Origin of the sequence: Chryseobacterium sp. PvR013 (assembly GCF_017833095.1) — a bacterium.
In the GTDB taxonomy this organism is placed as follows: Bacteria; Bacteroidota; Bacteroidia; order Flavobacteriales; family Weeksellaceae; genus Chryseobacterium; species Chryseobacterium culicis_A.
On the sequence record NZ_JAFIBT010000001.1, the window covers coordinates 152527 to 165409 of the forward strand.

Annotated in this window: 15 protein-coding genes; 14 read left to right on the forward strand and 1 reads right to left on the reverse strand. The window is 34.8% G+C overall.

From position 1 onward, the window contains the following. The first annotated feature begins 148 nt into the window (after nucleotides 1–148). The 8 genes from JOE44_RS00640 to JOE44_RS00675 all read left to right on the forward strand — a co-directional run bounded on the left by JOE44_RS00640 (nucleotide 149) and on the right by JOE44_RS00675 (nucleotide 6259). The gene (locus JOE44_RS00640) at nucleotides 149–727 is read left to right on the forward strand and encodes a Crp/Fnr family transcriptional regulator (protein WP_209783888.1); all 579 of its coding nucleotides are present in this window, start codon (nucleotides 149–151) and stop codon (nucleotides 725–727) included. A gap of 116 nt (nucleotides 728–843) precedes the next feature. Next, on the forward strand, nucleotides 844–1701 hold the full coding sequence (locus tag JOE44_RS00645; protein WP_209783889.1) for an SDR family oxidoreductase: 858 nt from the start codon (nucleotides 844–846) through the stop codon (nucleotides 1699–1701). A 210-nt stretch (nucleotides 1702–1911) separates the two neighbouring features. Next, entirely contained in the window at nucleotides 1912–2919 is a 1008-nt protein-coding gene (locus tag JOE44_RS00650; protein ID WP_209783890.1) for a VOC family protein, read from the forward strand. Between the two features lie 133 nt (nucleotides 2920–3052). Beyond that, complete coding sequence (locus JOE44_RS00655) at nucleotides 3053–3496, forward strand: nuclear transport factor 2 family protein (protein ID WP_209783891.1); 444 nt, start codon at nucleotides 3053–3055, stop codon at nucleotides 3494–3496. 64 nt (nucleotides 3497–3560) lie between these two features. Beyond that, the gene (locus tag JOE44_RS00660) at nucleotides 3561–4193 is read left to right on the forward strand and encodes an NAD(P)H-dependent oxidoreductase (RefSeq protein ID WP_209783892.1); all 633 of its coding nucleotides are present in this window, start codon (nucleotides 3561–3563) and stop codon (nucleotides 4191–4193) included. Nucleotides 4194–4821: 628 nt separating this feature from the next. Next, nucleotides 4822–5283 carry a GNAT family N-acetyltransferase gene (locus JOE44_RS00665; protein ID WP_209783893.1) on the forward strand — a complete coding sequence of 154 codons (462 nt, stop codon included), beginning with the start codon at nucleotides 4822–4824 and terminating at the stop codon, nucleotides 5281–5283. 3 nt (nucleotides 5284–5286) lie between these two features. Continuing rightward, a complete protein-coding gene (locus JOE44_RS00670; protein ID WP_209783894.1) occupies nucleotides 5287–5808 on the forward strand; it encodes a GNAT family N-acetyltransferase in 522 nt (173 codons plus the stop codon). A gap of 4 nt (nucleotides 5809–5812) precedes the next feature. Beyond that, nucleotides 5813–6259, forward strand: a complete 447-nt coding sequence (locus tag JOE44_RS00675; RefSeq protein ID WP_209783895.1) for a GNAT family N-acetyltransferase — start codon at nucleotides 5813–5815, stop codon at nucleotides 6257–6259. On the opposite strand, the gene JOE44_RS00680 is transcribed toward JOE44_RS00675, so the two are convergent. Next, nucleotides 6251–7108, reverse strand: a complete 858-nt coding sequence (locus JOE44_RS00680) for a LysR family transcriptional regulator (RefSeq protein ID WP_209783896.1) — start codon at nucleotides 7106–7108, stop codon at nucleotides 6251–6253. The two genes, JOE44_RS00675 and JOE44_RS00680, sit on opposite strands and share 9 nt — an antisense overlap. A 72-nt stretch (nucleotides 7109–7180) precedes the next feature. On the opposite strand from JOE44_RS00680, the gene JOE44_RS00685 reads away from it, so the two are divergent. The 6 genes from JOE44_RS00685 (at nucleotide 7181) to JOE44_RS00710 (ending at nucleotide 12879) form a co-directional block, all read left to right on the forward strand. After that, the gene (locus JOE44_RS00685; protein ID WP_209783897.1) at nucleotides 7181–8062 is read left to right on the forward strand and encodes a DMT family transporter; all 882 of its coding nucleotides are present in this window, start codon (nucleotides 7181–7183) and stop codon (nucleotides 8060–8062) included. Nucleotides 8063–8401: 339 nt separating this feature from the next. After that, the gene (locus JOE44_RS00690) at nucleotides 8402–8992 is read left to right on the forward strand and encodes a TetR/AcrR family transcriptional regulator (RefSeq protein WP_209783898.1); all 591 of its coding nucleotides are present in this window, start codon (nucleotides 8402–8404) and stop codon (nucleotides 8990–8992) included. A gap of 79 nt (nucleotides 8993–9071) precedes the next feature. Beyond that, a complete protein-coding gene (locus JOE44_RS00695; RefSeq protein ID WP_209783899.1) occupies nucleotides 9072–10163 on the forward strand; it encodes an alkene reductase in 1092 nt (363 codons plus the stop codon). Between the two features lie 137 nt (nucleotides 10164–10300). Further along, entirely contained in the window at nucleotides 10301–11029 is a 729-nt protein-coding gene (locus tag JOE44_RS00700; protein WP_209783900.1) for an SDR family NAD(P)-dependent oxidoreductase, read from the forward strand. Between the two features lie 84 nt (nucleotides 11030–11113). After that, nucleotides 11114–11878, forward strand: a complete 765-nt coding sequence (locus tag JOE44_RS00705) for an SDR family NAD(P)-dependent oxidoreductase (protein WP_209783901.1) — start codon at nucleotides 11114–11116, stop codon at nucleotides 11876–11878. Nucleotides 11879–11880: 2 nt separating this feature from the next. Beyond that, a complete protein-coding gene (locus JOE44_RS00710) occupies nucleotides 11881–12879 on the forward strand; it encodes an NADP-dependent oxidoreductase (RefSeq protein ID WP_209783902.1) in 999 nt (332 codons plus the stop codon). Nucleotides 12880–12883: the final 4 nt, after the last annotated feature.

Genomic DNA, 12883 nt, shown 5'->3' on the forward strand with positions numbered 1-12883 from the left:
ATTGATTTTCATTTGGTATCACAAGTCTGATTATCTTAACAGAAAAGTATTGAATTGTTAATGAATCTAAACTTTAGCAAATTAAATTTACAAAATCTAAATAGCTGAATTATTTTAAATTTCTAAATTTGCTTTATAACTATGAATAATGTTCGAAATCTTTCTAAAATACCTTACCGACAAAATAGAACTTTCTAACCAAGAAATACAATTAATAGAATCCGTATGTAAACCCAAAAAACTTCGTAAAAAACAATTCCTTTCTCAGGAAGGAGACATTTGGCATTACAACGCATTTATCTGTCGTGGACTGGTAAAAACCTTTTCTATAGCTGAAAATGGAACAGAACATATCATCAGCTTTGCACCGGAAAATTATTGGACGGGAGATCGTGAAAGTCTTCACAGTGGAAATCCTTCACGTCTCAACATTGACGCTATCGAACCTACAGAAGTGATTTTAATTGAAAAATCAGATTTTGAAAAGCTGTGCGTAGAAATTCCTCAGCTCGATCAATTGGTTAATCAGATTATTCAGAAAAGCTTTATTGCTTCGCAGGGAAGGATTTTAGCTAATATTAGTTTTACAGCGGAAGAAAAATACCAGAATTTCCTCGAAAAATATCCTCACATCGTTAACCGGATTCCTCAGCATATGATTGCTTCTTATATTGGTATTACTCCCGAAACCCTTACCAGATTGCGTAGAAATATGGTTAAGAAATAAACCCAATCCATTTCATTGATATTTGTTTGCTTTATTTTCAAGCTTTTGTCAATGGAAGAAAACCTAATGTTCCAGCATCTTTGCCTTATTAAAATAACAATTAAAAATAAGACAAAATGAATAAAACAGTATTTATCACTGGAACAAGTACAGGCTTTGGAAAATTAACAGCAATTACTCTTGCAAAAGCAGGATACACCGTCATTGCAGGAATGCGAGGTATTTCAGTAAAAAATGAAACCGTAGCCAAAGAATTGGGAGCACTCCCGAATATCGAAGTCGTTGAAATTGATGTAACTGATGATTCTTCGGTAACCAATGCTTTCGAAAAAGTACTTCAAAAGTATGGTAAAATCGATGTATTGGTCAACAACGCCGCTGTTTCAGGTTTCGGGTTATTGGAAGCCTATAGCTTAGATAGGATACGACAAATGTTTGAAGTGAATTTTTATGGAGTCATCCGCACTTATCAGGCTGTATTACCTTCTATGAGAGAACATAAAAGTGGTTTGGTTATCAATATAAGTTCCGGAGCAAGCGCTCATACTTCCCCTTTTATGATTCCTTACTTTGCTTCTAAATTTGGAGTGGAAAGTATTACCGAAGGCATGCAGGATGAATTAAAACAATTCAATATTGATAATGTTTCTATCCAGCCGGGTGTTTATCCAACTGAAATGAACACGGGTGAAAAAGCGGGTGTTAATTCAGATAAACCTGAAATTTCTGAAGCCTATAATCCGGTTGCCACAGAGCAGTTTAATGCTATTGGTGCTGCATTGTTTGGAAAAATGAAGGAATTCAATATGAATCCGCAAACTATTGCAGACGGGATATTGGAATTAATACAAATGAAAGAAGGAGCCCGCCCGTTGCGTTTTCCATTGGATGCTGTGGCTCAGGGAACAGACCTCGAATTTATCAATGCCAGAGCCGAATTGAAAGCTAAATGGCTTGCAAAATATAATGACTAATTAATTTCAAAATAAATAGATAAAGGTTGAGGAATTTGTGCTTCAGCCTTTTTTATTTCTAAACATTAAATCCCAATATCACCGTTGAATCTTAAACAGGTTCAATTTTTCATTGACATTTGTTTGCTTTATTTTCAAACTTTTGTCAATGGAAGAAGACCTCTGAATGTTGGAAATTTGCTCTATAAATAACAACAAAAAATTATCATAATGAGCAATTTAAAAAATCAAATCAAAGCCAATGCAACAGCTGTGGCAAGTGCACTTTTATTATCAGCAGCAGTTTCAAACACCTCGGCGCAAGAAAAAACAGGAATTCTTGGAATAGACCATGTGGGAATCAACGTTCCGGATATGAAACAGGCCGTAAATTTTTTCACTGATGTTTTAGGGTTTAGAGCGGTAACAAGTTTAGGCCCGATTCCTTTGGATGATGTGTGGAAAAAGAATAATCATATAAATCTCAAAACCGGTCCGGTATCATTCAAAATGGTAAAAGCAGGAACGGGAGCCAACATCGAACTATTCGAATATCAAGACAATAAAGGAAGTTCACAACAACCTGGAGGAGATGATATCGGAGCAAGTCATATTGCTTTTTATACCAATGATATTAGTAAAAGTGTTGCTTATCTGAAAAGCAAAGGAGTACAATTTTTGGGAGAACCATTTTTGATGCTATCAGGAGATACAGAAGGCGAAACCTGGGTGTATTTTTTAACACCATGGGGCTCTAAAATGGAATTGGTTTCATATCCAAACGGCAAGGGCTATGAGAAAAAAAATCCGACAACAATTTTATGGTCACCCAAAGATGCTGTGAAAAATCAAACTGAAAAACCAGATTCAAAAACGCTTTCTGAAAATGAGATTAAATCTTTAGTAGAAGGACATCTGGCTATCTGGAACGAAAGAGACCTTAAAAAACGTGAAGCGTTAATGTCAAAAATTTATGCAGATGAGATTGAAATGGTAGACAGTCACTTTATAGCAGTCGGCCACAAAGAAATCAATGGTTTTGTGGATGGATTGCAACAGAAAAGTCCAAATTCTAAGTTTTCCCATATCAAAGCAATAGACGTTAATCACAACATTGCAAGACTCTACTGGCAGAACGGAACTACTGAAAAACCGGATGCTGTAACAGGAATGGATCTTTTCGTTTTCGAAAACGGAAAAGCAGTCAAATTATATGTTTTTGTAGACGCCAAAAAATAGTTTCTTTCTTAAAATATCAAACAAAATTTAACAATAAACAAATCGGTGAATGAGAATTCATCAACAGGATTCTTGCCTCCATTTTTCAAAAAAATAAATCAAACTCAATCTTTAACATTTAAAATAAAATAGTATGAAATCATCAGTAATCAATCAAAATTCAGCAAATGAAACATTAATCCGTGAATTGTACAGAATCGCAGAAGAACAGGATACACAAGGTTTTGTAGAACTTTTTGCGGAAGACGGCTATTTCTGGGATGTGTCTGCAGGAACTAAGTATTATCGACAAGACATCGGCAAAACAGTAGATATTTATGCAACAGCTTTTCCAGATATGCACAGGGAATTGTATGATCTTTATGTTTTGGAAAATGAGAATACAGTAGTAGTTGAATTATCTTTAAACGGAACTCATAAAGGTCCACTCGAGTTACCTTCCGGAACTATTCCTGCGACAAATAAAACAATGCAGACCCCTTGTTGTGATGTTTTCACAATCGAGAATGGAAAAATAAAATCATTCCATTGTTACACTGCCGCAACGATACTTTTAGGTCAGCTAGGCATTTTCTAAATACTTTAAACTAATCAAGGTAAGTGATGACTCATCATTTGCCTTGATTCAAAACTAACATCAAATGAAAAATATAATAGAATTATTGAACTGGAGATACGCCACAAAAAAAATGACAGGGGAGAGAATTTCTTCTGAAAAAATCAATAATATTTTGGAAGCAGCTCGTCTTGCTCCATCAGGAATTGGATTACAGCCTTACGAAATTATCGTAATCAGCAATCCTGAAATCAAAAAGAAAATATTACCCATTGCAATGAATCAGCCTCAGGTTGTAGAATCTTCACATCTTTTAGTTTTTGCAGTCTGGGATGAATATTCCAAAGAGAGAATAGATAAAGTCTTCGATTATCTCTCAGAAAAACGCAATGTTGATTCCAATGAGTATAATAAGCAAAGAGAATTTTCGAAACAATTTTTCGGAAATATGAGTATCGAAGAAAACTTCCATCACGCAGCTAAGCAGGCAAATATTGCATTAGGTTTAGCGATGATTGAAGCCGCTTCTGAAGGAATAGATTCTACGCCGATGGAAGGTTTTGACCCGATAGCGCTTGACGAATTTTTGAAACTTCCTTCCAAAGGTTTAAGAAGCTCAATGTTGCTTGCTTTGGGATACAGAGACCAGGAAAATGACTGGAATCTGAAACTGGAAAAAGTTCGCAAACCATTTGAAGAATTTGTAACCTTTATTTAATAACTAATTTAAAATGTAAATAATATGAATCATTCACAAAAATAAACCACGATAAGACACAAAAACCACTGGGATCAGGAGTCATTTATATGGTATCTGATAGATCAACTAAACAAAGAATAGCAAGATTATTTTTTCGTGAGAAAGTAATAAGCAATGAAAATGATTATGAGTTGTATAAAAATAAATATGCGCAAATTGTTGTTTGTGACCTTGACGAGCGTATCTTCAAATACTTTTATCGATGATTTGGTTCGATTAAGGCAAATTAAAATCAATTACGAACTCCAATTTTCAGAACCATTAGCAATCAGAATTGGAATAGTATGCCTTTAATTGGCTGTTTCGGTCTTGTATCCATAACGGGAGACATGTCGAGACATTTGGTAGAAGATTTATAAAGAATCTCACTCTATCAATAGTAAAAAATTAATTTTTTTCAAATTCTTATTTTGCTTTTATCAACAAAGAATAAGGTAATTTATACAATTATATATTTGAATGTACCAATTCATATATGATTCTTAATGATGAAGTCTTAATGCAAAAATTGAATCAGTTAATTAAAAAATAGCATTTTTTAGCATTACTCTATCTGATAATTTTGCAATTATAAAAATTGACTGACTTGAATACAAATATTATCATCAGAAAAGCGATAGAATCCGACAGTGAAAAAGTTTGGGTTTTGATGGAGCAGCTGGCAATTTTTGAAGAATACAGTGACAGTTTTGCCATCACGCTGGAAATTGTGAAAGAAAGTGGTTTCAGGAAAAACCCACCGGATTTTTATTGCTTGGTTGCGGAAGATAAAGACAAAATTACAGGAATGCTAGTGTATTATTTCCTTCCTTATACTGCGCAAAACAGACCGGCAATTTATATGAAAGAATTGTATGTGGATGAAAATTATCGTGGTCAGAAAATTGGAGAACAGTTGATGAATGCTTTGAAAATAGAGGCAGAGAAAAATAATTGTTTACAGATAAAATGGACGGTTGCACCTTGGAACAAAGCCGGACAAAAATTCTATGAACGTCTTGGTGCAGAAGAAAATAACGATGGGTTGAATTACGAATGGAAAGTATAAAAAATGGAAATTATTATAACAAAAATTACGAAAAACGAAATAGTACAGCTTCAGGAAATTGGCAGAAAAACCTTCTCTGAAACTTTCTCCGAGAACAACACGGAAGAAAGTATGGCTGAATATTTAGAAAAAAGTTTTTCAACAGAGAAACTTACTACTGAAATGAACGATAAAAATTCCGAGTTCTATTTTGCAAAGCTGGATAATGAAGTAATCGGATATTTGAAACTTAATACAGGCTCTTCTCAAACAGAAATTAAAAGTAAAAACGCCTTGGAAATCGAAAGGATTTATGTGTCTAAAGATTTTCACGGGAAAAATGTTGGGCAAATTCTTTACAACAAAGCAATTGAAACTGCGAAAGAAAAAGAGGTAGATTATGTTTGGTTAGGAGTTTGGGAAAACAATTTGCGAGCGATTGGTTTTTACAAGAAAAATGGTTTTGTAGAATTTGACAAACATATTTTCAGGCTTGGAAATGAAGAGCAGACCGATATTATGATGAAGTTGAATTTGAAAAATTAATACAATGGAGATTGAATATTTCGTAAAATCATTCGAAGAATTAACCACCACAGAACTCTATCAAATATTAAAATTAAGAAACGAAATTTTCATTGTAGAACAAAACTGTGCTTATCAAGACATTGATGATAAAGATTTGAAATGCTATAGCTTGATGTGTATGGTTGATGAAAAATTGGCAGGTTACACCAGAATTGTTCCGAAAGGTTTGTCTTATGAAGACGCTTCAATTGGCCGTGTTGTCATCGGTTCGGATTTTAGAGGAGTGGGTTTAGGAAAACAACTGATTAAAAATTCTATTAGAGCCTGTAAAGATGTTTTTGGTGAATCAAAAATTAGAATCAGCGCACAATTATATCTCTTGAAATTTTACAACTCTTTAGGATTTCGAGAAATTGGAAATCCTTACGATGAAGACGGAATTCCTCATATCGAAATGGTCTTAAACTAACTCCAGAATATTTTTAAGAATAGGATTTGGGTCGTCTTTTCGCCATTGGATGTACAAATCGGTCACGAAAGGAAGCGGTATAAAGCGGATTCCGGCATTTTGATGAAGATGATAAGAATGAGGAAGAATTGAAATCCCTAATCCGTTTCTAATCATCGAAATAATGGTTGAGCCAAATTCGCAACGGATGTAAGAATTGAGTTTAATATTATAAGAATCAATTACTTCCTGAACCAAAAGATTGTAACTACTGCTGTAATCTCCAGTCGTTAATAGGAATTTTTGGACTTTCAAAGTTTCTTCAGAAATATCGGATAAAGTTTTAAACTGATGATTTTCAGGAACCACAAAAGACAGATTTTCGTAACCTAATTTCTTTTCGTTAATCACTGAAGAGCTATTGATATCACGGGAAAATGCTAAATCAATTTTGAAATTTTTAAGGTAATCTTCCTGAGCCTCATTCGTCAATTGAACTAATTCCAAATTAAGATTCGGGAAAGCAGCGGAAACTTTTCTCACAAAATCTGGTAAAACCGAAGAGGAAATCGAATCAGGATGCGCAATCCTAATCGTTCCAGATTCACCCAAATGGATTTGTCGAGCCAACTGATGAAAAGAATCGATCTGATTGAGTTCTTCGCCCCATTTTTCCTGCAAGAATTTTCCGGCGGGTGTAAGCTTTACATTTCGTTTGTCACGATAAAACAACTGAACACCCAATTCATTCTCCAAAGACTGAATCTGTCGGCTCAGAGCAGATTGCGTGATATTCATTTTTGCAGAAGTATTCCAGAAATGAAGTTCTTTTGCCAAAGCCAGAAAATATTTGAGTTGCTGTATATCCATTAATGCAAATTAATCATTAGTAAAGCAAATTTAACAAGTAAATCGAATTAAAAATCAATTCATCAAAAAATTATGGAAAAGAAAAATTGGTGCCTCCTGCTTCTGGTGCTGGGAACTGCGTTTTGGGGAATTTCATTTCCTGTGACCAAAATGTCTATTGGAAATATTTCGCAATCGACATTCCTGTTTTACAGATTCTTTTTTGCCTCAATTTTAATTGGCTTAATTTTCCATAAACAATTGAAAAACTTAAATATGAATTCCGTAAAAGCAGGAATCGGATTGGCAATTCCGCTGACATTTGGGATTCATTTTCAGACGTTGGGAATTATAAAACATACGTCGGCTTCCCAATGTGCTTTTGTTGCAGGAATGTGCGTTGTGCTGATTCCGATTCTAAAAATTATCTTTTACAAATCCATAATCGAACTGAAGATTTGGTTTTCGGCAGCTTTAGCATTGTTAGGGTTGGGAATTATTTCTCTGACTAAAAATTTCTCAATCAGCATCGGCGACGCCTATGTTTTAATCGGTGTTTTAGGGTTTTCATATTACCTGATAAGAGTTGAGTATTTTGCTTCAGAAAATAATATTATCCAGACTTTGGTTCCGATGTTTACAACTGCTGCGATTTTGATGTTTATCTTATCATTATTCGATAGTTCAAGCAATTGGTTTCCGGCAAACAATAATTTCTGGATAGGTGTGGCTTTTTGTTCGCTCTTCTCAACTGCTTTTATGTACTCGGTTTCCAATATTACACAGAAATACATCAGTGCAGAAAAGGTGGCAATTATCTATCTTTTCGAACCTGTTTTTGCAGCAATTGCCTCATTTTTTATCCTCAGTGAAAATCTGACCTGGCGTTTATTAATTGGCGGAAGTCTGATTTTGACTGCAACGCTTATTTCCGAGATTAAATTTTCAAAACTTAAAAAAACAAAAGTCAATTAATAATTCAGGATATCAGATATTTTGTAGAAACATGATGTCTTTTAGCAATTTTATACTTGTTTGTACAGGATAAAAAAGTACGATATTATTTATTTTTAAATCAATATTAATAAATTGGGTGATTATATACTTCAATGTACCGAATAGCATCTTTATCCAAAATATGAGTTTTACTATTCAATACAAATAAGCCAGATAGATCATTGGTATTTTACTGTTTTATATTTTTGAGATGATGCATATAAATACATAGTTACTATCAAAATATACTTTTTAGTATAATTTATTTGTTTTTAAAAAATACTTTTTAGTATATTTGCAATGTTAAATCAAAATATAATGTTAACCAAAGCAGAAAAAACAAAGCAATTTATTCTGGAAACAGCAGCACCACTTTATAATGAGAAAGGGATTTCTGGTGTGAGTATAGATGATGTTTTAGAAGCCACAAAATTAACAAAAGGCTGCATTTACGGGCATTTTAATGGTAAAGACGATTTATCGGAACAAGTGATTGATTATTCACTAAATAAAATGTCAGTTAAAATGTCAACAATTGTTTCCCAGGGAAAAACAGCTAAAGAAAAAGTTTTTCTTTATCTTGATTTTTACAAAAATCCGATTGATACATTTATAGCGGGCGGTTGCCCTATATTCAATACGGCGGTAGAAGCTGATGATAATTTTCCGATTATTAAAAAGAAAGTTGCAGCTACTTTAAGAGCCGGACAACAAGGAATAGCTAATGTTTTACAAGAAGGAATTAATAATTCGGAGTTTTCAGAGAAGCTTAATCCGGAGGCTTTTGTATTCAAAATGATGGCAGCTGTAGAGGGTGGTATTATTCTGTGTAGAACAATGGAAACCTCAAAACCAATGATAGAATTGGTAAAAAGTTTAAAAAACGAATTAGAGCTGTATTCACTCTAATTTTTTTTAATAAAAAATATACTTTTTAGTATATTTTAGAAGTAATGATATTTAGAAATCAATTTCAAAAAAATAAAATATGAACAACAAGTTATTTGAAAGCCATGAGCGTAAGGGACAAAGTTTAAACAACAGAATTGTAATGGCTCCCATGACAAGAGCCCGTTCTGCAAACGAAGGGAATGTCGCAACAGAACTTACAGCAGCCTATTACGCACAACGTGCAACAGCAGGACTTATCATCAGCGAAGGAACTTTTATCAGCGAAGAAGCAATTGGGTTTATCAATGTTCCCGGAATTTATACTCAACCTCAAATAAAAGGCTGGAAAACCGTAACCAAAGCTGTTCACGATAAAAACGGTAAAATATTTGCCCAGCTTTGGCACACAGGAGCATATTCTCATCCGGATTTACATAACGGAAAATTACCTTTGGCACCTTCAAATGTTAATCCGAACCAACAAGCTTTCACACCAGAAGGTTTCAAACCAACCGTGGCTCCACAGCCAATGACGATTGAAGATATTAAAAGAACAGTTCAGGATTTTAAAAATGGAGCAATCAATGCTTTCGAAGCTGGTTTTGATGGGGTAGAACTTCATGGCGCCAACGGATATTTGTTGCAGCAGTTTTTTAGCAAAAATTCTAACGACAGAACCGATGAATATGGAGGAAATCCAGAAAACAGAGCCAGAATTTTATTCGAAATTTTAGATGCCATCCAAGAAGTTGCCGATATCAGAAAAGTGGGGATTCGTCTCAATCCTTCTTTGAACGGAATTATGGGAATTGCTGTGGATGATGAAACCATCGCAACCTATGACTATATGGTCAACAGACTAAACCACTACGATTTGGCTTATATCCATTTAATTGAACCTTTCACAGACGTTACCAACAACAAAAATGCCATTCAGGAGGTCGCAAAACATTTCCGAAAAATCTATAACGGAACCATCATCATCAACCGTGCTTTCAACAAAGAAACGGCGACTAAAGTTTTGGAAAATGGTGATGCAGATTTGGTGTCATTTGGAGTTCCGTTTATCGCTAATCCAGATCTGGTAGAACGTTTCAAAACCGATGCAGCTCTTAATGCACCCGACCAGGAGACTTTTTACACACCGGGAGAAAAAGGTTACACGGATTATCCTTTCCTTAACAACTAAAATAATTGGGGCGACCGAGCGGGCTATCCGCTATATCTTTTGTTCCGCTAAAGCTCCACAAAAGGATGTCGCTTCTATCCCTGTCGCAAGGCAGTTAATCATTATACATTTTCAACAAAAAATAATAATTCAACAAAATGAAAACAACAGGTAATACCATATTCATCAGCGGCGGAAGTGCCGGAATAGGCTTAGCAATCGCTAAAAAATTAAATCAGGCAGGTAATAAAATCATTATCAACGGAAGAAATGAAGAACGCCTCCAAAAAGCATTGTCAGAACTCACCGATGCTGTAGGAATTCAGGGAGATTTATCCATTGAAGCAGACAGAATCCGTATAGCAGAAGACCTGAAGACAAATCATGCTGATGTAAATATCATCATAAACAATGCAGGAGCTGCATTCGGATATTTATTAAGCGAAACCACCAACGCTCACGAAAAAGCTCAGATTGAAATGAATACCAATTATTTTGCCATCATCCATTTTACAGAACTGATGATTCCTTATTTATTGGAAAAAGAAGAATCAGCAGTTATTAATATTTCGTCCATTGCTGTCTACGGAAGTCACAAATTCTTACCAACCTATGGGGCCACAAAAGCTGCTTTGCATAGTTACACAACTGCATTGAGACAAACTTATGAAGAACAGAAAAACCTTCACATTTACGAAGTATATCCACCTTTGGTTAATACAGATTTCTCTGCAGAAATTGGTGGTGCTGCAGGAATTCCGCCAAGTGAGGTGGCAGATGAACTGTTTATCGGACTAGAAAATAATCTATTCGATATTCCTGTGGGAGATTCAAAAATTTATGCAAATGCTATTGGAGAAGCAATGTCAAAGTTAATGCAGGCTTAAAAGAAATAACTAATATAAACCATTTATTTTCTGTAACTTAATGCAGGCTATGATTGGTTTATTTCATTTTTAAATTTTACGGTCATGAATTTAAAAGATAAAACCATTCTGATTACGGGAGGAGCTTCCGGAATTGGATTGGAAGCCGCAAAACAATTTTTGGCTTTAGGCAATAAGGTCATTATTACAGGAAGAAATCAAACGAAATTAGATGCCGTTAAACAACAATTTTCTGAAATAACGGTCATTCAATCTGATGCCGCGGAAGAGAAAGATGCAGTGGCTCTTTATGAAAAAGTAAATGCTTTAGGTGGTATTGATATTTTGTACAACAATGCAGGAGTTGGTGTTCGTCCAATGAATTTGGGGATTGCTAATGAAAAACATTTGGAGGGTGCAGTGTATGAGATGGAAGTTAATTATTTGGGGGTTATTCGTCTGAATAACCTTTTTATGGAAATGCTGAAATCCCGCCGGGAATCAGCAATTATTAATACAACGTCTATTCTAAGCATTGTTCCGTCGGTATTGGAAGCGACATATTCTGCTTCAAAATCGGCTTTGGCATTTTATACAAAATCATTGAGGTCACATTTGCAGTCAATAAATGCTTCAGTGAAAGTCTTTGAATTGTTGCCGCCATTGGTGGATACCGATATGGTTGCAGACCGACAGGATAAAAAGATAAGTACCACAGAATTGGTAAAAAGTCTGATTGTAGGAATGCAAAAAAATATTGACACGATAAGAGTCGGCGATGCAAAAGCACTTTATCTTCTTAATCGAATTGCGCCTAAAAAAGCATACGATATAATCAATGCAAAAAAAGAATTCACAAAACTGAAATAATCATGAAAGCATTTTTAATCAATAAGTACACGAAAGAAGGTTTGCAGTTGGTTGATGTTTCTATACCAAAAATCAAAGACAACGAAGTTTTGATAGAGATTTATGCATCAGGCTTAAACCTTTTAGATTCTAAAATCAAAACTGGCGAATTCAAACTGATTCTTCCCTACAAGATGCCACTTATTTTAGGTCACGATCTTGCAGGAATTGTAACAGAAGTTGGGAAAAATGTAAAAAAGTATAAAGTTGGAGATGAGGTTTACTCTCGGCCTGCTGATTTTCATATCGGGACTTTTGCAGAATATATTGCCGTTAGAGAGGAAGATTTGGCTTTTAAACCTAAGAATCTTTCGATGGAGGAAGCATCTTCGGTTCCTTTGGTTGCTTTGACGGCCTGGCAGGCTTTGGTGGAAATCGGACAGGTTAAAAAAGGACAAAAAGTATTTATTCAGGCTGGTTCCGGAGGGGTGGGAACCGTTGCTATTCAGTTGGCAAAACATATTGGAGCGACTGTTGCAACGACTGCGAGTACCAAAAGTTTTGATTTTCTTAAAGAATTGGGAGCCGATGTTTTAATTGATTATAAAACGCAGGATTTTGAAGCGATATTGAAAGATTATGACCTCGTTTTGAACAGTCAGGATAACAAAACACTTGAAAAATCTTTAAATATTCTAAGAGCAGGAGGTAAACTCATTTCAATTTCTGGTCCGCCAACACCGGAATTTGCAAAGGATATCAATGCAAATTGGCTGGTGAAAACAGCAACAAGATTTCTGAGCTTTAGAATTAAGAAAAAAGCAAAAAAATTGGGTGTTGATTACACGTTTCTTTTTATGACAGCAGATGGAAAACAATTAGAAGAGATGACAAAACTGATAGAATCGGGAATATTAAAACCTGTTTTAGATAAAGTATTTCCGTTTGAAGAAACCAATAAAGCTTTGGAATATGTCGAAAGTGGAAGAGCGAAAGGAAAGGTTGTGGTGAAGTTGAAATAATCGT